The organism is Corynebacterium sp. HMSC05H05 (genome assembly GCF_001807265.1).
In the GTDB taxonomy this organism is placed as follows: domain Bacteria; phylum Actinomycetota; class Actinomycetes; order Mycobacteriales; family Mycobacteriaceae; genus Corynebacterium.
The window spans coordinates 11,686-33,222 of record NZ_KV788383.1; the positions used below are offsets into that span (position 1 = coordinate 11,686).

The window sequence follows — 21,537 nt, forward strand, 5'->3', positions numbered from 1 at the left end:
GCGTGCGGGCCCTAGCTTTGGCACAATGCGTGGCGTGACCAACGCTCAACTGCTGCACGCCCTCGCCGAGTCCTATGGCTTCGGCACGTCCTACCGCGCCTCGAACGGGCTGCTCACCGAGCCGCCCGCCGAGTCGTTTATCAAGCTGCTGCGAGCCTTGGGGCTTTCGCTTAACGACGAACCTTCGGACGAGGAACTCCAATTCCACCTCGACGCCCGCCGGGAGTTCTGGGCGACCAGGCCCATGCCGCCGTGTGTGGTGGCCACCGAGGGCGCGGAGAAACACTTCAACGTGCACGTCCACGACGGGCACTACGCGCACTGCTGGATCCGGCTGGAAGACGGCTCCTCGCGCGACGCCTACCAGGACGAGAACTGGGCCGCGCCGTTTACCGCCACCGACGGTGTGGTGTGGGGCGAGGCCACGTTCCACGTGCCCGGCGACCTGCCCGCCGGCTACCACGAGCTGCACTTGGAGTCCGACAACTTGGACGAGGTCTGCCCGCTGATCGTGGTGCCGGCAACCTTGTCCACCACCGCCGAGGTTGTGCAGGACCCGGTGTGGGGTGTGATGGCGCAGCTGTACTCGGTGCGCTCGCTGGAGTCCTGGGGCATCGGCGACTTCAACGACTTGGGCGCGATTGCCGAGGCGGTGGCGGCCGAGGGCGCGGACTACCTGTTGATCAACCCGGTGCACGCCGCCGAACCCGTCCCCCCGATCGAGGATTCGCCGTATCTGCCCACCTCCCGCCGGTTTATCAACCCGATCTACATCGCGGTGGAGCAGGTGCCGGAGTATGCGCTGTTGGACGAGGGGGACCGGGAGGACGTCGCAAAGCTTGCTGCCCCTTTGAAGGCGATGAACCACACCGCAGACCCCTTGGAGCGCGACCGGATCTTCGCCGCGAAGCTGGCGGCGCTGCGCACGCTGTTTTACCTCTCGGCCGCGGATGAGGCGCGCACGCGGGACTTCGAGCTGTTCTGCGACGTTGAAGGCGAGGGGCTGCGCCAGTTCGCCGAATGGTGCGCAGCAAAGGCGAGCGAGTCGGAGCACCACGGCGCGCCGCGGCACGCCGGCGAGGACCCGCACGAACTGGTGCAGTTCTACATGTGGCTGCAGTTCATCGCCGACGAGCAACGCCGCGTGGCGCAAGAGCGGGCGGTGGCGGCCGGGATGCGGCTGGGCATCATGACGGACCTGGCCGTGGGTATCCACCCCGGCGGGGCTGATGCGGCGACGCTGCACGAGGTGCTGGTGCCGGATGCCTCGGTGGGCGCGCCGCCGGACCAGTACTCGCAGCAAGGCCAAGACTGGTCGCAGCCGCCTTGGAACCCGCAGCAGCTGGCTTCAGCCGGCTACGGGCCGTGGCGCGATTTGCTGCGCACGGTGCTGCGCCACTCCGGCGGGATCCGCGTCGACCACGTTTTGGGACTGTTCCGCCTGTTCTGGCTGCCGCGCATGGACACCCCGGCACACGGCGCGTACATGAACTACGACTTCGAGGCCATGGTCGGCGTGTTAGTGCTGGAGGCGCAGCGCGCCGGTGCCGTAGTGGTGGGCGAAGACTTAGGCACGTTCGAGCCGTGGGTCCAAGACGTGCTGCGCGACAAGGGCATCCTCGGCACCTCCGTGCTGTGGTTCGAGTCCGTGCCGCCGGAGGCGCCGCGCCCGTCGCAGCAGTACCGCAACCTGGCGCTGACCGCCGTGGGCACCCACGACCTGCCGCCCACCGCCGGGTACCTGGAGGGCGCGCACAACGCGCTGCGCCACAAGCTCGGGCTGGTCAAAGAATCGCTGGACGAGCTCAACGCCACCGACGCCGTGTGGATCTCGCAGGTGCTCGCCGCGGCGCAGGCGGAGGGGGCGTTCGACAACTCCCCGCTCGCTGACGTGGACTTCCTCGACCGGGACCTCGGCGAGTACGACGACGTGGACGCCCTCGTCGAGGGGCTGACGCGGTTTATCGCCTCCACCCCGTCCGCGATGACGTGCACGAACCTGGTGGACATGGTGGGCGACACCCGCATTCAAAACCAGCCGGGCACCAACCGCGAGATGTACTCCAACTGGTGCATCCCGCTTTGCGACGCCTCCGGCACCCCCGTCCTCATCGAAGACCTGCCCGACGTTGCGCTGTTCGCGCGCATCGCCAAAGCGAGCGCTAGAGGGCGCTAATAATTGCCGCGACGACCACGAGCGCGATGAGCACCCACATCACCTGGGTCACCCGCGACTGCGGGTACTTGCGCTGCGGCTTGGGCAGCTTCTGGTCCTGCTTGCGCAGCTCTTCCGGGTTGGCCATGGTGTGTAAGCCTAGCGCCGCGGGCTAGCGGCGGGAAAACAGGCGCGCGGCGGCCCGCCCGACGCCGTCGACAAGGCGCAGCAGCGCGTACCCTACCGCGGCGCATACCGGCGCGGCCACAGCGAGGATCGCGGGGACCTGCAGCCAAGGGCTTAGGCCCATCATCCAGCCGAAGAGAGCGCTGCTCATCAGATCAGGCCCATCGCGTAGCCGACCGCCGGCACGAGCGCCGCAACGGCGGCCACGACGCCGAGGGTGATCAGCAGCGCCTTGGCGATGTTGTTGTCGCGCGGCTCCTCCGCGGTGCCCTCGCTGCTTTGCGCCTCATCTCCCGTCGTGGCCTCAGGCGTGACGACGGGCGCCTCACTCGGCACACTCGACGGGGTGGCCGCCCCGACCGGAATCGGCCGTTGCAACGTGGCGGCCGGGATGATCACGGACTTTGAGGTCGGCCCAGAGATGTGGATGGAGTTGCCCGACACGGAGGTCACAGCAGGCGACGGCTCACGCTTCGGCTCCAGCGACGCCCCCGGCGCCTCCGCGGCAGGCTTCAGGTCTCGCGTGACCTCCGCGACGGGGTTCACCACGGTGCTGCGCACCGGAGAAGGCACCGCCGGCGTGGTCGTCGTCTTCGCGGCCGACGCACCGTAGTGGGAACGGAGGAAGGCGTCGATGCGGGAGTCGTCGTAAAGCGCACCGCTTTGCAGGGAGCTGGCGCGCTCGAAGCCGACCACCTCGTCGCCGCGCTCGTCCACCAGCGCGTTCGCCCCGGACATCACGCCGACGAGCCCGCGGCCCGGCGCGTAGACGGGCCCGCCGGAGTCGCCGTAGTCCGGTATGCCGGGGGCGTCGAAGTAGATGGTTTTCTCAATCATGCCCACGAACGGCCCGCAGGCGGCGTCGGTGGTGCCGCCGTGGGAGGCGTAGCCGTGGTAGCAGAGGGTCTCGCCGGGTTCGAGGTCCTGGATGGGCACGTATTCGCCGCCGTAGGGGTTTCCGCCGACCTCGACGCCGTTGAACCAGTAGATCACCGCCCAGTCGTTGACGTTGGAGGCGCCGTAGTAGGCGGCGGCCGGGTAGATCATGCCGGCTGGGGTGGACATTTCGCGGCCCTTGCTGTCGGCGAGGTAGACCAGCGAGCCGGTTTGCCACCCGTATTGGCCGTTGTCGGCGCAGTGCCCGGCTGTGTAGCTGCGGCGCTGCGCGGGGTCGTTGTAGCCGATGGTGCAGGCGGTGAGGTTGTCGTCGCCGAGGTTGTCCACGAACATGCGGGCGCCTTGCTTCACGACGAGACGTTCCGCCGCCGGCGCCGTATCCCCCACCACGAGACCGGACGCTGCCAGCGCGGACGCCGCGGCGAACGCAGCAACGCGTGCGCCCATGCGGGGACATCGCACAGTTGCGTTCGCCATACAGCTTTCCTTGTCTTGTCTTTTAAAGGTTTCCCCGGAACTGTACAGCACGAACCCGCGGAATTACACGTCTGTGCCTGCGAGCCCGCGGCGCTCAAGCAGCGGGCGGGTGTCCTTGTCGCGGCCGCGGAAGGCGCGGTAGGCCTCCGCGTAGTCGCGCGAGGAGCCCTTGGACAGGATCGTCTCGCGGAACTTCGCGCCCGTTTGCCGGTTGATACCCTCCTCGGCGACGAGCTGGTAGCCGTCCGCGTCGAGTGCCTCAGCCCACAGGTAGGAGTAGTAGCCCGCGGAGTAGCCGCCGGCGAAGATGTGGTTGAACCAGGTGGAGCGGTAGCGCGGCTCCAGCCCCTCGACGTTCAGTCCGAGCTCGCGCAGGACGTTTTCTTCGAAGGCGTCGATATCCGACGGGATGTCGCCGGCAAGCGAGTGCCACGCAAGGTCGATCGCGCTCGCCGCAAGGTACTCGGCGGTGGTGAAACCCTGGCCGAACTGGCGCGAGGCCTCCATCGCCTGCAGAAGTGGCGCCGGGATGACCTCGCCGGTGTCCACGTGGCGCGCGTAGTTGCGGGCAATCTCCGGGGCGAAGGCGTAGTTCTCGTTGATCTGGGAGGGGAACTCCACCCAGTCGCGGGGGACGTTGGTGCCGGAGTGCGACGGGTAGCGCACGTCGGAGAGCAGGCCGTGCAGGGCGTGGCCGAACTCGTGGAACAGGGTGGTCACCTCGTCGATGGTGAGCAGGTTGGAACTGATCGACATGACGTTGACCACCACCGGCTTCGTCCCGGCGAGGTGTGACTGGTCCACAAAGGAGCTCATCCAGGCGCCGCCGCGCTTGGACGGGCGGGCGTTGTAGTCCGTGAGCAACAGCCCGATGCCGGTGCCGTCTTCCTCCTTGACCTCCCACACGTCCACGTCCTCGCGGTAGCCGGCCAAATCCTCGCGCTTTTCCACCGTGATGCCGTAGAGCAGGTTCGCGGCGTAGAAGACGCCGTCGGTGAGCACCTGCTCGAGCGGGAAGTACTTGCGCAGCTCCGCCTCGTCGATGCCGAGTTCTTCCTCGCGGCGCTTGGCTTGCCAGTACGGCCAGTCCGCGCCGCCCAGCTCCTCGCCGGCCAGCTCGCCGGCGAGCTTGCGCTCGGCCTCGGCGTTGGCGGCCGCCGCCGGTGCCAAGTCCGAGATGAGCTGGCGCGCGGCGGCTGCGGTGCCGGCGGTTTCCTCCGCGATGACGTAGTCGGCGTGCGTGTCAAAGCCGAGCAACTTCGCGCGCTCCTGGCGCAGCTTCACGGACTCCAGCACGATGTCCGGGTTGGTGTCGCGGCCGCGGGCGCGGGAGGCGTCGAAAAGCTTGTGGCGCGCAGAAGAGGTGTCCAGCTCCGACTGCAGCGCCTGGGTGGTGGGCAGCTCGATCGGCACGACGTAGCGGCCGCCGTCCTCGTACGCGGCCAGCTGGTCGTCCGACAGTCCGGCGAGCTCCTCGCGCGAAAACTCCACCGCGAGCTTCTTCGTGTCCGCGAGCAGGTTGCGGCCGAAGCGCTCCGACAGCTCAGACAAACGCTGGTTGATCTCCTGCAGGCGGGACTTTCCGGCGGCGTTAAGGTCGGCGCCGCGGCGGGTGAAGCGGCGCAACAGCTCATCGTGAAGCCGCTGCGACTCGGCATCCGCCGGCACGTCGACGTCCTTGATGCGCTGGTAGAGCGCGTCGTTCTGGTAGATCGAGTCCACGTGCGCCGACAGCTTCGGCACGATGCGGTCGGCCACCGCGTCGAACTCGTCGGTGGCGTCGGTGCCCTGCAGGTTGAAGAACCAGGACATCACCCGGTCCAAGTCTTGGCCGGCCAGCTCGAAGGCTTCGACGGTGTTTTCCCACGTCGGCGCGTCTGTGGTGGTGATCTCGGCGATTTCCGCGGCGTGGCGCTTCAGCGCCTCTTCAAACGCGGGCTCCACGTGCTCGAGGCGGATCGCGGCGAAGTCCGGCAGGTTGTACGGCAGGGTCGAGGGGGTCAGAAGCGGGTTTGTCATGGCGGTCAGTGTATGCGGATACGATCTGCCGCATGGGTGAAACGGAAATCACATGTGCGGCCGGCACCATCGTGGGCACTGTCCGCGATAACGCGAGGCTTTTCGGCGCCATCCCGTTTATCGCCGAGTCCCGCCCCTTCGACGACCCGGTGGCCTTAAAGCAGGGATTGCTTCTCGACGCCACCGCGCCGCACCCGAACGCCCTTTCCATCAGTGCCCCGCTCGGCGCGCGCCCGGGCACGGATTGCCCGGTGGTGGTGTGGTTATCCAAGCCGGCCGAGCTGGGCGAAGGATTCGTCCACGTGCATGTGCCCCACCGCGACGGCTTCGAAGGCTTCCTCCCGTTCGCCGCCGACGCCATCGGGCACTTCCGCGGCGTGGCGGACGTCAAGCTCGCGTTGCGCTGGATCCAGCGCAACATCGAAGCGTTCGGCGGCGATCCCACCAACGTCACCGTCGTCGGCGCCGGCGAGGAGGCGGCCGTTGCGCTGTGGCTGTGCCGGCGCGACCACTACGCCGGCGAATTCCGCCGCGTGTGGGCCGCCAGCCCCGTCTTCCCGCGCGCGCCGTACGCCAAGCGCAAGTGGATCGTGCGCTACCTGCTGTCCACGCCGCTGACGCGCGACTCGCTCAACGAGTTGGCGGAACATCGGCCGGCGAGGGTGGGGCGGAGCTACCGTCGATACGCAAAGTGCTTCGGACCGCTGGGCCCGCAGCCCCACGACGCCTCCGAGCTCGCCGAGCTCGCCCACATCCGCGTCGAAGACGCGCTGGACCCCGGCGCGATCGCCCAGTTCGCCCGCTAGTTATTCAGGTTGCCCTTGAAGGTGACGTTGCCGATGGTGAACTCCGCGTCCCACAGGTTTCCGGTGGTCACGTCAAAGGGGTACTTCGCGTTCACGGTCGCGCCCGGGCCCAGCGGGCGGTCCAGGCCCACAATGTCCACGCCGGCCTCCTCCGCGACGGGGACGAACTTCGCGTCCTTCATGTCCGGGTTGGAGGTGGAGTTGACGTTGTAGCGCAGCGTCGGCTCGAGCGCGTCCTCCGGCAGCGGCGCGTCCGACTCGTTGGTGATCGCCACCACAACAACCGAGCCGCCGTTGGGCGCGTACGAAGTGCCCTGCCACTTGTAGGAGAGCTCCATCGCCGGGTCCTCCACCCGCTCGCCGTTGGTTTTGTCGCTGACCAACGGGTCCGCCTCGTTGACCTCGAAGGGCTTGCGCTGCACACCGATGCGGTCGTCCGCCTGGCCCTGCGGAGCGTCCTCCGCGGCGGTGACCTGGGTGGAGCTGATGGTGTCCTCCCCCATCTCGGCGTCCGCGCAGGCGGAAAGCGCCAAGGCGGCTGCCAGGGCTGCGGCGGTCAGTGCGGCCTTGGGGCGGCGGGTGCGGTGGGACATGTGCGCCTCTTCTTCTTAGGGGTGGTTTCAACAGTTCTGCCCCACTTTACAGCCCTAGTAGGGTGTCGAAATTATGCAGTCGATGATGCGCGTGATCCGCAGTGCCTCCGCCCTCTGGCCGTTTTATATCGCCGTGGTGGCGGTCTCCACGCTGGTGGCTGGTCTGGGTTTGGTCACCCCGTTTTTGTTGCGGGAGGCGACGGACACCATCGTGGCCAAGCTTGGCGACGATTCCTTGCCCGACCCCACCCGCACCGTCATCTGGCTCGCGTTCGCACTGTTCGCCGCCGAGGCGCTGGCCTCGGTGCTGCGCAACGTCTCCGGGTACTTGGGCGACGTGATGGTCGCCCGTATCCGCCAGATCCTGTCCACCCGGTATTTTGCCAAGCTGCTGGCGCTGCCGCAGCGCTACTACGACAACCAGGTCACCGGCACGATCATCGCCCGGCTGGACCGCTCGATCGCCAACGTCACGCAGTTCATCCAATCCTTCACCAACAACTTTTTGCCCATGCTGATGCAGGTGGTGGCGATTTTGGGCATCACCGCCTACTACTACTGGCCGCTGACCGTGCTGCTGGCCCTGTTGTTCCCGCTCTACACCTGGCTCACCGCGCTGACTTCGAAGCGCTGGCAGGTGTTTGAGAAGGAGAAAAACGCCAACATCGACGAGGGCAACGGCCGCTTCGCCGAGGTCGTGGGCCAGGTGAAGGTGACGAAGTCCTACGGCGCGGAGGTGCGCGAGCTGGAGAAGTTCGGCCGCCACTACACCAACACCGTGGACATCACCCGCCCCCAGTCGCGCTGGTGGCACTCCATGGACACGCTGCGCGGCGTGGCTATGAACCTGATCTTTTTGGGCATCTACCTGATCCTGTTCACCCGCACCCTGAACGGGCACTTCACTGTCGGCGAGATGGTCATGCTCATCCAGATGGTCACCATGGCGCGCCAGCCGGTGACGATGATGAGCTGGATCGTGGATTCCGCCCAGCGCGCCATCGCCGGCTCGCGCGACTACTTCAAGGTGATGGACGAGCCGGTCGAGCCGACAGCGAACCGCCAGCTCGTGGCGGCGACGCAGGCGTCGGGCATGCCGGAGGTCGTCGCAAAGCAGCAGGCTCCGCTGCAGGTGCGCGAGCCGGTCATCGCGTTCGAGGACGTCACCTTCGAATACATCGAGGGCGAGCCTGTGCTGCACGACGTCAACTTCGCCGCCCACGAAGGCGAAACCGTCGCCCTTGTCGGCGAATCCGGCGGCGGCAAATCCACCATTGTGAACCTGCTTTTGGGGCTGTACCCCATCACCCGCGGCCGGCTGCGCGTGTGCGGCGAGGAGCTGTCCGAGCTGGACGTGGAGAAGCTGCGCGCCACCACCGGCGTGGTGTTCCAGGAGGCGGCGCTGTTTTCCGGGGCGGTGTTTGAAAACATCGCCTACGGCAAGCCGGACGCCACGCTGGCAGAAGTCGTGGAGGTGGCGAAGCGGGCGAACGCGCACGAGTTCATCATGAAGTTCGCCGACGGCTACGACACCGTCATCGGTGAGCGCGGCCTGCGCCTTTCCGGCGGGCAGCGCCAGCGCGTGGCCGTGGCGCGCGCCATGCTCAAGGACGCGCCGATCCTGATCCTGGACGAGGCGACCTCCGCCCTGGACACCAAGGCCGAGCGCGCCGTGCAGGCCGGCCTGGACCAGCTCATGGAAGGCCGCACCACCATCATGATCGCGCACCGGCTTTCCACCATCGCGGGGGTGGACACGATCATCACACTTCGCGACGGCCACGTCGACGAGATCGGCTCACCTTCCGAGCTGGCGGTTTCCGGCGGCATCTACTCCGAGCTGCTGCGCCTGACGGCGTCGTCGTCCGCCGCGGACCGGGAGCGGCTCAAGGCGTTCGGGTTCCACGTCGACGGTGCGGACGACGAGGAGGACTCAGACGCTGCGGGCGAGGAAAAATGAATAGACACCGCCTTTTGTAAAACTCGGCAACGCCCCGGGCAAATGACCAGGTGAAGCTCCGCTCGCCGCCGCGTTGCCGACTTTTTACAAAACAGATCCCCCGACGGCCCGAATCAAACTGTCGAGTCATTCCGACCCCGGCGCTACCGTGGGCCCCATGCAATTCCCCGATCTTCAGACTCTGCAAGCCCGCGGCACGAGGAAGTGGACGCAGTTCAACCCTGACGTGTTGCCGCTGTTTATCGCGGAGAGCGATTTTCCCACCGCGCCCGCTGTGAAGCAGGCGATCGTGGACGCCGCCGAGCGCGAGATGTTCGGCTACACCCCTGCCCCGCACGCGCACCGGCTCGGCGAGGCCGTGTCCGACTTCTACGCGGACCGTTACGGCTGGCGTCCGGACGCGGAGAAGATCTTCCCGGTCGCGGACGTGGTGCGCGGCGTGATGTTGGCTATCCAGTACTTCACAAAGGGCGATGTGGTGGTCCCGGTCCCCGCCTACTTCCCCTTCCTCGATGTCGCGGAGGTCGCAGGCCGGGGGCGTATCGACGTCAGCTCCGCCGGCGGTCTCGATCTGGCGGAAGTGGAGACCGCATTCCAAAACGGCGCGGGCAGCATCATCGTGACCAACCCGTTCAACCCGGGCGGCTACGTGTTCTCCGAGGAACAGCTCGACGAGGTCTGCGCACTGGCGCGCAAGTACGGCGCCCGGGTAATCGTGGACGAGATCCACGCCCCGCTGGTCTACGACGGCGCCCACGTCTGCGCCGCGGCGAACAACCCGGACGTGTGCATCACGGTCACGGCGACGTCCAAGGCGTGGAACGTCGCGGGGCTCAAATGCGCGCAGATGATCTTCTCCAACGACGAGGATGTGCAGACCTGGAACGCGATGTCGGGCGTGGCCAAGGACGGCGTGGGCACCCTGGGCATTATCGCGGCGGAGGCCTGCTACGACCACGGCCGCGAATTCTTGGACGAGGAGATCGCGCAGCTCAAGGCCAACCGCGACTGGCTGGTGGAAAACCTGCCGAAGGCGGTGCCGGGCATCGAGATTGAGGTGCCGGCGGCGACCTACCTGATGTTTCTGAACTTCAAGAACACCAAGCTTGTCGACGAAAAACCCGCCGCGTGGCTGCGCCGCCACGCCAAGGTGGCCATGAACGAGGGCGTCGACTTCGGACCCGGCGGCGAGCACCGCGCGCGAATGAACTTCGCCACCAGCCCAGAGATCCTGGAGGAGGCGGTGCGGCGGATAGGCGGAGCCGTCGCAAAGCTCTAGCGTTTCACTTTATGGAACCTTATTCCCATCTGGCGGTCGGGTGGTCTACACTCTAGGGAACTTCAACCCAACTAGAGAGGAACGACCATGGGTTCCACAGTGGCGCCACAGCCTGAAGGCGGCCAGAAGCGCTCCACCAGCGCGATCGTCGTCACCGGCCTTGCGCTGTTTTCGATGTTCTTCGGCGCGGGCAACCTCATCTTCCCGCCCATGCTGGCCGTGAACGCGGGCGACAACTTCTGGCCGGCGCTGATCGGCTTCCTCACCACCGCTTCACTGCTGCCGGTGTTGGCCGTGATCGCCATTGCGCTGTCCGGCTCGAACCTGCGCGACCTGGCGCAGCGCGCCGGCTCGATTTTCGGCGTGGTCTTCCCGGTGCTGGCGTACTTGTCCATCGGCGCGTTTTACGCGCTGCCGCGCACCGGCGCCGTCTCCTTCGAAACGGCGATCACCCCGCTGTTCGGCCTCGAATCCTTTGCCTCGTCCGCCGTGTTCAACGTGGTGTTCTTCGGCGTCGCGCTGGCGCTGTCCTGGAACCCCACCACCATCATGGAGAAGCTGGGCAAGTTCCTCACCCCGGCGCTTCTGGTGCTGCTGGTTGTGATGATCTCCGTGGCCGCGTTCCGCTGGTCCGCTGAACCGGCCACCCCGAGTGAGCCGTACAACGACGGCCCGCTGACCGCCGGCCTGCTCGAGGGCTACCTCACCATGGACTCCATCGCCGCCCTGGCGTTTTCCATCGTGGTCATCTCCACCCTGCGCCACCGCGGTTTCAGCGAGGGCAAGGAGCTTGTCAACGGCACCATCGCCGCAGGTGTCGGCGCAGGCCTGATGCTGGGCCTGGTCTACATCGGCTTGGGACTGATCGGCCGCGTCATGCCGAACGCCGGCGAGTTCGACAACGGCGCGGGCCTGCTTGCCGAGGCCGCGAACCTGACCATGGGCGGCGCCGGCCAGGCCGTGTTCTCCGCCATCGTGCTGCTTGCCTGCCTGACCACTGCGGTGGGCTTGATCACCGCGACCGGCGAGTACTTCTCCGAGCAGTTCGCAGGTTCTTACCGCGTCTGGGCCGTGATCTTCGCGGTTGCGTCCATGGTGATCGCCACCCAGGGCCTGGAGTTCGTCATGGCCATTGCCGCGCCGGTGATCGGCTTCCTCTACCCGCCGGCGATCACCCTGATCGCCCTGACGCTGATCGAGCCGGCGTTCCGCGCCCGCACCCGCTTCAGCTGGGCATTCTTCCTGCCGTTGTGGACGGCCGTGGTGTGGTCCGCGATCGAGACGTTGATCTCCCTGGAGTGGGGCGCCGATGCCCTGACCCCGATCGTTGCGTGGGCGCCGATGTTCAACGCCGGCCTCGGCTGGGTCGTGCCGGTGGTCATCGCCTTCGTCGTCGGCCTGGTCGTGGATTTTGTCCGTCCCAAGCCCGCCATGATCCCGGGCACCATGGAATCCGTCGAGGGCGAGGACCTCTCGGCGGAGGGCGACGCTGTCCCCGTCCTGCAAGCAAAGGACTAGTACGGTGGGGCGCATGAACGCCCCACTTTCTCTTATCGATTTCTGCACCCGCTACCCCGGCGAATCCGTCGGCGAGGCGACGCAGCGCTCCGTGGCCTTCGCCCAGCAGGCGGAGGCCTTAGGCTATTCGCGCATCTGGTACGCGGAGCACCACAACATGTCCAGCATCGTCTCCTCGTCGCCGGCGGTGCTGATCAGCCACATCGGCGCGAAGACCAGCCGCATCCGGTTGGGCGCCGGCGGCGTGATGCTGCCGAACCACTCCCCGTACGTCATCGCCGAGCAGTTCGGCATGCTGGAGGAGCTCTACCCCGGCCGCATCGACCTGGGCCTGGGCCGCGCGCCCGGCACCGACCAGCAGACCCTGGGCCGGGCGCTGCGCCGCGACCCCCGCGCCGCCGAGAACTTCCCGCAGGACGTGCAAGAGCTGCAGGCGTGGCTGTCCAACCAATCGCCGCTGCCGGGCGTGACCGCGATGCCGGGCTTTAACACCAACGTCCCGCTGATCATCCTGGGCTCGTCCATGTTCGGCGCCTCTCTGGCCGCGCAGCTGGGCCTGCCGTACGCGTTCGCCTCCCACTTCGCTCCGCAGCACCTGGAGCAGGCCACCGCCTACTACCGCGAGAACTACCAGCCGTCCGAGCGCTACCCGGAGCCGTACTGCATCGTCGCGGTCAACGTCACCGCCGCCGAGAGCGAGGAGGACGCGAAGCGCCAGACGAAGGTGGTGCACCGCAACCGCGTGCGCGCGTTTATGGGCCGCCAGGGCAAGCAGCTTTCCGACGACCAGCTGGACACCGTGGTCAATTCCTACCAGGGCCGCCAGATCATCGACATGCTGCGCTACACCGCCGAGGGCACCGGCGAGCAGGTCGCCGAGTACTTGGAGGCGTTCCGCAAGACTGCCCAGGCGGACGAGTTGATGATTTCGCTGCAGGCCGGCAGCCACGACGAGGTGAGCCGGTCCATGGAAATCCTCGCCGAAGCGTGGGGCCAATCGGGACAAGCCTCCAACTAATAGGAGTTATTCGTCGGCTGGTTTAGTATCAGGTGTCGTTACATTCCCGGTTGTCTAAAAAGGACGTGATTCCGCCCATGGCGCAACTGCCCACCGGCCCGCTTCGCCGCCCGCAGCAGCACGAGGAGATCGCGGACTACCTGCGCGACGAGATCTTCGCAGGCCACATCCCGGCCGGCGAGTCGCTGCCCAGCGAGGTGGAACTGTGCGAGCAGTTCAACACCTCCCGCGGGCCGGTGCGCCAGGCGGTGGCCACGTTGCGCGCCGAGGGGCTGTTGTCCTCCGGCCGCGGCCGCCGCTCGTTGGTGCTGTCCAACACGCGCACCGAGACGTTCGAGGAGATTTTGTCCAACACCTCCTGGCTGTTCCGCATGGGCAAAGACCCCAGCGAGGACATGGAGCAGTTCGGCATGGACACCGCCAGTGAGGAATTGGCGGAGCACATGGGCATCAACCCGGGAGACGAGGTCTTCGTGGTCCGCCGCGTGCGCAGCGCCGACGGTGAGCCGGTGGTGATTGAGCGGATGGCGTTTCTGCCGTCGCTGGCAGAGATCATTGAAACGGTGGACACGTCCGAGCAGTCCATCCACCGCGAGCTCATCCGCGCGGGCGCCGACTTCAACAACATCTCGCGCGCCTTCACCATCGAGCAAGCGGACGCGGATACCGCCACCAAGCTGGGCATTGCCGAGAATGCGCCGGTGCTGCGTGTGAAGATCAAGGCGCTGACCCACAACGGCGACGTGCTCGAGGTCGCCGAACACATCTTCCGCGTGGATAATCTCTCCTTCGGCCTGAACAACGTGCGCGGGCACTCCTCCCCGATCTGGTTCCAGACTGAATCCGAGATCCACTAACCTTTCCCTCATGCATCCAAGGACTCTGGCGGCCGCGGCCGCCTTGGCCCTCCCGTTAGCCGCGTGCGGTGATTCCGCACCGCGCGACAACGTGGTGGTGGCGGCGTCGGGGGCCCCTGCGGGATTGGACTTCACCACCACCGGCGGCGCGGCCGCGCCCCAGGCGCTGGTGGGAAACGTGTACGAGACGCTGGTGCGTATCGACGCCTCCGGCACCCCCGTGCCCCACCTCGCCGAACGCGTCGAGCGAGACGGCGGCGTATTTACATTCCACCTGCGCGACGGCGTGACGTTTGCCGACGGCACACCGTTCACCGCCGACGACGCAGCATTTTCCATCCACTACGTGCAAAACGAGTGGACCAACGGGCTGAAGGCCCAGATGAACCCGGTCACACACGTCGAGGTGGTAGACGAGCGCACACTGCGCGTGACCGTCGAAGGCGGCGACGCTGCCGAAGATGCCTGGCTGTGGTCCATGGGCACGCTGACGGGGGCGATGATGACACCGGCAGGCGTCGATAAGCTTGCAACCGCTCCCCTGGGCACCGGGCCGTACACCGTGAAACGCTTCGACGTCGGCGAAGCAATCGAGTTCGACGCGCGTGAGGATTACTGGGGCGGCGACGTCGCGCACGACGGGCTGATCCGCTACTTCGACGACCCGGTCTCCGCCGTCAACGCACTGCGCGTGGGCGATGCGGACCTGGTGTGGGGCATGCAGGCGCCACAACTGATCGACACCCTGCCGGAGGACATCCGCGTCGAGGTCGGCACCACCAACGGCGAGGTGCTGCTTTCCATGAACAACACCCGCGCCCCCTTCGACGACCCGGATGTGCGCCGCGCCGTGGCTTATGCGGTGGACCGGGCGGCGGTCAACGAGGTGGTCTACAACGGCCTGGGCACCGACACCGGAGGCGCGCCCGTGCCGCCGACGGACCCCTGGTACCCGGGCCGCGACTTCTACCCCTTCGACCCGGACAAGGCCCGCGAGTTGCTCGCCGGGCGCACCCCGGACATCACCATCACCGTGCCCAACCGCCCCTACGCGCAAGAGGCGAGCGAGCTCATCTACTCGCAGCTTCGCGACGTCGGCTTCCGCGTGCGCCTCGAGACCGTCGAGTTCCCCGCAGTCTGGTTGAACCAGGTGCTCAAGGGCCACGACTACCAGGCATCGCTCGTCTCCCACGTGGAGCCGCGCGACGTGCCCATGCTGTTTGGCAACCCGGAGTACTACCTGGGCTACGACAACGCGGTGGTGCGCGAGCGCATCGCCGCCGGCGACATGGCCGGAGCGGTGGAGCAGATCATGGACGACGCCGCAGCGCTGACCCTGACCAACGCGCCGAACATCGTGCTCTACGCCCCAGGAGTCTCCGGCTTGGACCCGAACGTGGTCACCGACTCGCTGCCGTTGAACGAGGTGGAGAAATGATCCGCACCATCGGCAAACACATCCTGCGCTTCGTCCTGCTGCTCGCTGCGGCGAGCGTGGTCATTTTCACCCTGCTGCGCGCGGTACCCGGCGACCCGGCGCGCGTGGCGCTGGGTGTCTCGGCCACCGAGGAGGCCGTCGCAGAGCTGTCCACCCGCCTCGGTCTGGATAAGCCGCTGCCGGTGCAGTACTTCGACTGGATCTCCGGTCTGCTCACCGGCGACTTCGGCGTCTCTATGGCTTCGGGCAAGGACATCACCGACACGGTGCTCGAGCGCGCCGGGGTCTCGCTGACACTCACCCTTGCGGCCATGGCGGTCTCCCTTGCCGTGGCGGTGCCGGTGGGTGTCTACCTGGCCCGGCGCGCCCACGCCCCCGGCGGCGCGGTCGTCGGGGCGCTGTCGCAGGTGGGCATCATCGTGCCGTCGTTTTTAGTCGGCATCGCGCTGGTCGCCCTGTTTTCGGTGCGGCTGGGTTGGCTGCCCGCCAACGGCTGGGGCACGCCTGCGCATGCGGTGCTGCCGGTGGCCTCGCTCGCACTCGTGCAGGCTTCGATTCTCACGCGGTATGTCGCCGCGTCCGTGCGCGAGGAGATGGGCGCGGATTATGTGCGGACGGGCAGGTCCCTTGGTGCGTCGATAGGCAATGTGCTTTTCACCTCGGCGCTGCGAAACGCCGCGCTGCCGGTGATCACGGTCGTCGGCGTGCAGCTGGCGTCGCTGGTGGTGGGCGCGGTGGTGATCGAGCGGGTGTTCACGATCCCCGGTTTGGGCACCATGCTCCTCGACGCAGTGGGCAACCGCGACCTGGCCACCGTCCAAACCGTGATGATGGTCATCGTCGCGTTCACCCTGGTGGTGAACCTGATCGTGGACCTGACGTACGCGGTGGTGGACCCGCGGATTCGGAGGCGCGCATGAGCTGGCAGCGCAAAGCAGGCGCGGTGATCGTCGCGCTGGTCGCCCTGGCGGCCGTGGTCTCGCTTGTGTGGACGCCTTACGACCCGCTGCAGACAGAAGTTGTCGCGCGTTTGCAAGGTTCTTCCCCGGCGCACTGGATGGGCACCGACCAGTTCGGGCGCGACATCGCCTCGCGCGTAATGGACGGCGCGCGGCTGACGCTGACCGTGGCTGTGGGCGCCGTCGGGCTGTCCGGACTGATCGGCGTGCCGCTGGGGATCTGGGCCGGCATGCGCCGCGGCGCCTCGCGGGTGGTCATGGCCGGCGCCGACCTGCTGCTGGCCTTCCCCGCGCTGCTCTTAGCGATCGTGTTCACCGCCGTGTTCGGCGCCTCCATCTGGATTGTGGTGCTGGCCATCGGCATCGCCGGCATCCCCGCCTTCGTGCGCGTGGCGCGCGCCGGGACCATGCAGGTGATGCAGCGCGACTACATCCTGGCCGCGCGCATCGCCAAGGTCTCCGGCCCTGCGATCGCGTGGCGGCACGTGCTGCCGAACATTTGGCCGCTCGTGCTCACCCAGGTCTCCGTCGCCGTCGCCCTGGCCATCCTGGCGGAGGCCGGCCTGTCGTTCCTCGGCCTCGGCGCGCCGGCACCGTACGCCTCCTGGGGCCGCATGCTGCAGGCCTCCCAGCCGTACCTAGCCACCTCCCCGCACCTGGCGCTGTGGCCCGGCGCTGCAATCGCCCTGACCGTGCTGGGCTTCAACCTTTTGGGAAACGCTGATGATCGACGTTAACCACCTTTCCATCCCCGGCATCCTCGACGACATCACGTTCTCGGTCGCGCCGGGCGAGCGCGTCGGCATCATTGGCGAGTCCGGCTCCGGCAAGTCCGTCACCGCGCTGACCATCATGGGCTTAAGCGACCTGCCGGCGGAAGGCTCCGTCACCGTCGACGGCACCGAGATGGTGGGCACGCCGGACCGCGTGCGCAGGCGCGTGCGCGGCACAAAGGTCGCGATGGTGTTCCAGGAGCCGATGACGGCGCTGGACCCGTTGAAAAAGATCGGCGCCCTCGTCTCCCCCGAGTCGTTGCGCGAGGTCGGCGTGGACCGCCCGAACGCCTACCCGCACGAGCTGTCCGGCGGGCAGCGCCAGCGCGTGCTTATCGCGTTGGCGCTGAGCAAAAACCCGGACGTTCTGATCTGCGACGAACCCACCACCGCCTTAGACGCCATCGTGCAGGCGGATATCCTGGAGCTTTTAGACCGCCTCGTGCGCGAGCGCGGCATGGCGCTGTTGTTCATCTCCCACGACCTCGCCGTGGTACGCCGCATGACCGACCGGGTGCTCGTGTTCAAAGGCGGGCGCATGATGGCGCCGGATTCCGACTACGCCCAGGCACTTACCGCGGCGGCGGTGCCCGGCCCGCCCGCCGAACCGGTCGCACTCGGCGAGCCGGTGGTCACGCTCGACGGGGTCTCGCTGCGGCGTGGGCACACCCTGGCCGTGAACGACGTGGACCTCACCGTGCGCGCCGGCGAGCGCCTCGCCATCGTCGGCGGGTCCGGCTCCGGCAAGACGTCGCTGTTGCACCTCATCGCGGGCCTGCGCGAGCCGACCGCCGGCACCGTGCGCGTGCAGGGTGACGTGCAGATGGTCTTCCAGGACCCATACTCGTCGCTGGATCCGCGGATGGCCGTGAGGACGTCGATACGCGAGGCAGGCGTCGATGCCGCCCGCGCCGACGAAGTGCTTGCTCGCGTGGGGCTCGAAGGCACCGGCGACCGCACACCACGGCAGTTCTCGGGCGGGCAGCGCCAGCGCATCTCGATCGCGCGCGCCGCGGCACCACGCCCGAGCATTTTGCTTGCCGACGAACCCGTCTCCGCGCTCGACGCCACCATCCAGGACCAGGTGCTGGACCTGCTGCGCGATACCGTCGGCACGCACACGCTGATTTTTGTCACCCACGACCTGACAGTCGCGCGCGAGCTGTGCCCCACCGTGGCGGTGATGCGGCACGGGCGCATCGTGGAGCACGGTGCCACCGAACAGGTCTGGGCGGCACCAAAACACCCGTACACGCGCGAGTTGCTCGACGCTGTGCTGTAGATTGTCGCCCATGAGTATGTGCGTCGTCGGATCCATCAACGCCGACCTGCCCGTCAACGTGGAGCGCCACCCCACCCCGGGCGAAACCCTGCTGGGCTCGGGCGGCGGGATCACCGCCGGCGGCAAGGGCGCGAACCAGGCCGTCGCCGCGGCGAAGCTGGGCACCCCTGTCGTGCTCGTCGGCGCGACCGGCACCGACGCCAACGCCGAGCCCGCCACCGCAATCCTGCGCGAGGCCGGGGTGGACATGCGCCACGTCGAGGAAGTCGAGGAGGTCACCGGCCTGGCCGTGATCACCGTCGCAGCCAACGGCGAGAACACGGTGCTGGTGGTGCCCGGTGCGAATGCGCTGGTGGGCGCGGCATTCGTAGACAGGCACGCCGACGCCGTGGAGACCGCCGAGTTGGTGCTGCTGCAGGGCGAGATCCCCGCCGACGGGTTTGCGCGCGCCGTGGAGCTGGCGCGGGGGCGCGTGGTGGTCAACCTCGCGCCCGTCGTCGACGTGCCGCGCGAGGCGCTGCTTGCCGCCGATCCCCTCATGGCCAACGAGCACGAAGCTGGCTTGATCCTGGAGCAGCTCGGCCTCGACGGCGCGGGCACGCCGGAGGAGCTGGCGCGGCGCCTGCTGGACGCCGGGTTCGCCTCCGTGGTGCTCACCTTGGGCTCCGCGGGCGCGCTGGTGGCCACCGCCGAGGAGCTCACCCACATCGACTCGCCCAAGGTGGAGGCGGTGGACACCGTCGGCGCGGGCGACTCGTTCGCGGGCGCGTTCTGCCACCGCATCCTCGAGGGCGACAGCATGGCCGATGCCGCGGCGTTCGCCTGCCGCGTCGGCGCGTTCTCTGTCACCCGACCCGGCGCGCAGCCGTCCTACCCGTCCGTGGGAGACGCGCTGCCAGAGCTCTAGACCCCCTGCTCTAGACCCCAGCCATGTCCAGCAGGCGGCCCAGCACCGCCGCACCGTGGCGGCGCAGCCCGTCGTGCTGGTAGGCGTCCGTCTCAAAGACCTGCGCGCCGATCGTCGAGGCGGTCTGAAGCGACAGCTCGCGCGGGACGAAGATGTCGTCGGTGTACACCGCCGCGTAGGCGTCGTAGTCGCCGCTAAGCCCCGCGTACAGGTTGGACCAGTCGTCCTTTTCCGCCAGCTCGTGTGCCACCTGCTCGAACGGGCGCAGCGCCGGGTCTTCGTCGAATTGGAACGGGAAAATGTGCTCGCCGGTGAGGTAGAACTCTGCATCGTCGGGGCTGGCGTCCGGCGCGAAACCTTCCAGCTCGCGGGATACCCGCTCGGCCGCCCAGTTGGTCGCCCCCGGCACCGTCCCGCCGTAGATGGTTTCGTGCACCGCGGCATACAGCGGCCCCTTGGCGAAGCTGACGCGCTCGCCCACCTCCGCCAGAAAATCGGTGCACAGCCGGCCGTTGGGGTGAAACGGCGCCTCGAACAGCCGCGCCAGCGACTCGAAGCCGCCCTCGCGCCCCAGCTCGATGCCCACGGTGCGCAGCCGGCGCGCACTCAGCCGCTCCCCCGTCGGCAAAACCTCCTCCTGAGCTTCGAGGTGGCGGCACACCTCGCGCATCATCCGCTCGGCGTCGGGGTAGGCCTCGTTGAACTGCAGGTGGCGCCGCTTCAGCTTCGCAAACGTCGCCCGGTAGACCTCGTCTGGGCCTTCGCCTATCGACGGCACACCTCCGGTAAACAACGCTTTACCCACACCCTCCGGGCGCGCGGCCAGGTAATGCATGAGACAGAACCCGCCGAAGGACTGGCCCAGCACGTCCCAGCGGTCAAGCCCCATCTCTTCGCGCAGCGCTTCGGCGTCGGCGACGATCTCGTCGGCACGCAGGCTGGCCAGTACATCCGTGCGTATCAGCTCCGGGGTGGCCGAGTCTATGCGGGTGGACCGGCCGGTGCCGCGCTGGTCCAGCAGCACCACCTGGTAGCCGCGTTCAAGCGCGTGGCTGACCCACTCGAAGCGCTGGCGCGGCGCCGGAAAACCGGGCCCGCCCTGCAGGTACAAAAGCGCCGGGGCCTGGGTCTCGCCCAGCACACGGGCGAAGACGGTGAACCCGCCGCGGGTGATTTCGATCTCGCGCATCAGTCCAGCCTTTCAAACAGGCCGCGGGCGACATCCGCGCCGTGCGCCCAGATGCCGTCGTGGAACCACTCGGAGTGCGTCCACACCTGCAAGTTCGGGGTCTTGCGGGCGGATTGGATGGTCAGCTCGTACGGGATGAACACGTCCTTTTCGTACAGGATCGCCGCGGCCGGAACCGTGTTCGCAGACATGTCCTTAGCCTGCGCCTTTAAGTCCGTGCGGTGATGCACCTGGTCCACCGCTTCGTAGAAGGGGGTAAGCGCCGGGTCTTCCTCGAAGTGGGTGCGGAAGAAGTGGTTGCCAAGCAGGGGCAGATCATAGAACTCCTCGCGCCAGATGCGGTCCGCGGACCAGTTCACCGCGTGGCCCGGCCGCGCCATCACGGTCTCGTGGATCACGGCCCACAGCGGCATGGTCTCCAGCGAAATGATGCTGCCGAGCTGCGCCAGGAAATCTCCGCGCAGGCGCTTCTCCCCGCCACGGGTGGTAAACGGTGCCTCGAACAGGTTGGCCAGCCGGGCGAAATCGTCCTCCTCGCCCAGCAGCACGCCGGCCATCTTCATCCTTGTTGCGGACAGACGCTCCCCGGTGGGCATGCGCTCGTCGTGGTTATCCAGGTGGTCGGCAACCTCTTCGACTCTGTCTTTCATCCACGGAATCGTGCGGAAAAGCTCCCGCTGCCTCTGCGCGAGCAATTGGAACGTCAGGCGGTTGAACGCGTCGACGTCCATCTCCGGCTCCGGCACCGCGCCCGCCAGGTGCACGCGGCGCAAGCCCGACGGGAAGTAGGACAGGTACGAGCTCGCGCACGCCGCACCGAAGGAATTGCCCAACAGGTCCCACTGCTCAAGGCCCAAATGTTGGCGCATCGCCTCGGCGTCGGCGGCCACATCCGGCGGGCGCAGGTGCGCGAGCATGTCCGCGGTGATGCGCTCGGGCGTGGTGCGGTCGATCTTGTGGGAGCGCCCCGTGCCGCGCTCGTCCATCAAAAACACGCGGTAGCGCTTCAGCGCCTCCGGAATCCAGTCCATCAGCATCCGGGGGCCGGGCTTGCCGGGGCCACCCTGGAAATACGCGATGGCCGGCAGTGAGTCGTCGGCAGAAAGCTCGCGGCAAAAGACGCTGATATTGCCTGAGGACGCATCCTCTCGGCTCACCGGCACCTCAATCTCATGCTCCCGCACGGTGACATCCGGCAAGAATACGGTGGAGCCCATGGGATAC

The 21,537-nt window shown here is 67.5% G+C and carries 19 protein-coding genes; 12 read left to right on the plus strand and 7 right to left on the minus strand.

The genetic code is table 11. The annotated features are described in order from the left end of the window. The first annotated feature begins 34 nt into the window (after window positions 1-34). Entirely contained in the window at window positions 35-2,176 is a 2,142-nt protein-coding gene (malQ, locus tag HMPREF3151_RS03745) for a 4-alpha-glucanotransferase (protein ID WP_070473640.1), read from the plus strand. Here the strand turns inward: malQ and HMPREF3151_RS12000 are convergent. The 4 genes from HMPREF3151_RS12000 to HMPREF3151_RS03755 all read right to left on the minus strand — a co-directional run bounded on the left by HMPREF3151_RS12000 (window position 2,163) and on the right by HMPREF3151_RS03755 (window position 5,734). After that, the gene (locus HMPREF3151_RS12000; RefSeq protein WP_168160592.1) at window positions 2,163-2,303 is read right to left on the minus strand and encodes a hypothetical protein; all 141 of its coding nucleotides are present in this window, start codon (window positions 2,301-2,303) and stop codon (window positions 2,163-2,165) included. The genes malQ and HMPREF3151_RS12000 overlap by 14 nt on opposite strands. 24 nt (window positions 2,304-2,327) lie before the next feature. Beyond that, window positions 2,328-2,492, minus strand: coding sequence for a hypothetical protein (locus tag HMPREF3151_RS12005; protein WP_168160591.1), 165 nt, complete (start codon window positions 2,490-2,492; stop codon window positions 2,328-2,330). Continuing rightward, on the minus strand, window positions 2,492-3,715 hold the full coding sequence (locus tag HMPREF3151_RS03750) for a chymotrypsin family serine protease (RefSeq protein WP_141741307.1): 1,224 nt from the start codon (window positions 3,713-3,715) through the stop codon (window positions 2,492-2,494). Before HMPREF3151_RS03750 ends, HMPREF3151_RS12005 begins: the two co-directional genes overlap by 1 nt. A 63-nt stretch (window positions 3,716-3,778) precedes the next feature. Then, entirely contained in the window at window positions 3,779-5,734 is a 1,956-nt protein-coding gene (locus HMPREF3151_RS03755; RefSeq protein WP_070473644.1) for a M3 family metallopeptidase, read from the minus strand. A gap of 32 nt (window positions 5,735-5,766) precedes the next feature. Between HMPREF3151_RS03755 and HMPREF3151_RS03760 the strand changes: the two genes are divergently transcribed. Further along, entirely contained in the window at window positions 5,767-6,540 is a 774-nt protein-coding gene (locus tag HMPREF3151_RS03760; protein ID WP_070473645.1) for a carboxylesterase family protein, read from the plus strand. On the opposite strand, the gene HMPREF3151_RS03765 is transcribed toward HMPREF3151_RS03760, so the two are convergent. Beyond that, the gene (locus tag HMPREF3151_RS03765) at window positions 6,537-7,133 is read right to left on the minus strand and encodes a hypothetical protein (protein WP_070473647.1); all 597 of its coding nucleotides are present in this window, start codon (window positions 7,131-7,133) and stop codon (window positions 6,537-6,539) included. The two genes, HMPREF3151_RS03760 and HMPREF3151_RS03765, sit on opposite strands and share 4 nt — an antisense overlap. Window positions 7,134-7,206: 73 nt before the next feature. Here HMPREF3151_RS03765 and HMPREF3151_RS03770 point away from each other — a divergent pair, with 73 nt between their 5' ends. From HMPREF3151_RS03770 to HMPREF3151_RS03815, 10 genes are all read left to right on the plus strand, one after another. After that, window positions 7,207-9,093: an ABC transporter ATP-binding protein gene (locus tag HMPREF3151_RS03770; RefSeq protein WP_070473649.1), complete on the plus strand. Its 1,887-nt coding sequence runs from the start codon at window positions 7,207-7,209 to the stop codon at window positions 9,091-9,093. 157 nt (window positions 9,094-9,250) lie between these two features. Next, complete coding sequence (locus HMPREF3151_RS03775) at window positions 9,251-10,372, plus strand: MalY/PatB family protein (protein WP_070473651.1); 1,122 nt, start codon at window positions 9,251-9,253, stop codon at window positions 10,370-10,372. Between the two features lie 87 nt (window positions 10,373-10,459). Further along, on the plus strand, window positions 10,460-11,890 hold the full coding sequence (gene brnQ, locus HMPREF3151_RS03780; protein WP_070473654.1) for a branched-chain amino acid transport system II carrier protein: 1,431 nt from the start codon (window positions 10,460-10,462) through the stop codon (window positions 11,888-11,890). Between the two features lie 13 nt (window positions 11,891-11,903). Then, entirely contained in the window at window positions 11,904-12,908 is a 1,005-nt protein-coding gene (locus HMPREF3151_RS03785) for an LLM class flavin-dependent oxidoreductase (RefSeq protein WP_070473656.1), read from the plus strand. A 77-nt stretch (window positions 12,909-12,985) separates the two neighbouring features. Continuing rightward, the gene (locus HMPREF3151_RS03790; RefSeq protein WP_070473658.1) at window positions 12,986-13,765 is read left to right on the plus strand and encodes a GntR family transcriptional regulator; all 780 of its coding nucleotides are present in this window, start codon (window positions 12,986-12,988) and stop codon (window positions 13,763-13,765) included. Window positions 13,766-13,775: 10 nt separating this feature from the next. Continuing rightward, window positions 13,776-15,203, plus strand: a complete 1,428-nt coding sequence (locus tag HMPREF3151_RS03795; RefSeq protein WP_083290169.1) for an ABC transporter substrate-binding protein — start codon at window positions 13,776-13,778, stop codon at window positions 15,201-15,203. Further along, the gene (locus tag HMPREF3151_RS03800; protein ID WP_070473660.1) at window positions 15,200-16,123 is read left to right on the plus strand and encodes an ABC transporter permease; all 924 of its coding nucleotides are present in this window, start codon (window positions 15,200-15,202) and stop codon (window positions 16,121-16,123) included. The genes HMPREF3151_RS03795 and HMPREF3151_RS03800 overlap by 4 nt, the downstream gene beginning before the upstream one ends. Then, complete coding sequence (locus HMPREF3151_RS03805) at window positions 16,120-16,899, plus strand: ABC transporter permease (protein WP_070473661.1); 780 nt, start codon at window positions 16,120-16,122, stop codon at window positions 16,897-16,899. Before HMPREF3151_RS03800 ends, HMPREF3151_RS03805 begins: the two co-directional genes overlap by 4 nt. Then, a complete protein-coding gene (locus HMPREF3151_RS03810; RefSeq protein ID WP_070473662.1) occupies window positions 16,886-18,217 on the plus strand; it encodes an ATP-binding cassette domain-containing protein in 1,332 nt (443 codons plus the stop codon). Before HMPREF3151_RS03805 ends, HMPREF3151_RS03810 begins: the two co-directional genes overlap by 14 nt. Window positions 18,218-18,227: 10 nt before the next feature. Continuing rightward, entirely contained in the window at window positions 18,228-19,124 is an 897-nt protein-coding gene (locus HMPREF3151_RS03815; RefSeq protein WP_070473664.1) for a ribokinase, read from the plus strand. Window positions 19,125-19,134: 10 nt separating this feature from the next. On the opposite strand, the gene HMPREF3151_RS03820 is transcribed toward HMPREF3151_RS03815, so the two are convergent. Together HMPREF3151_RS03820 and HMPREF3151_RS03825 are read right to left on the minus strand one after the other, a co-directional pair. Continuing rightward, a complete protein-coding gene (locus HMPREF3151_RS03820; protein ID WP_246815195.1) occupies window positions 19,135-20,313 on the minus strand; it encodes an alpha/beta fold hydrolase in 1,179 nt (392 codons plus the stop codon). Further along, window positions 20,313-21,530 carry an alpha/beta fold hydrolase gene (locus tag HMPREF3151_RS03825; RefSeq protein ID WP_070473666.1) on the minus strand — a complete coding sequence of 406 codons (1,218 nt, stop codon included), beginning with the start codon at window positions 21,528-21,530 and terminating at the stop codon, window positions 20,313-20,315. Before HMPREF3151_RS03825 ends, HMPREF3151_RS03820 begins: the two co-directional genes overlap by 1 nt. Window positions 21,531-21,537: the final 7 nt, after the last annotated feature.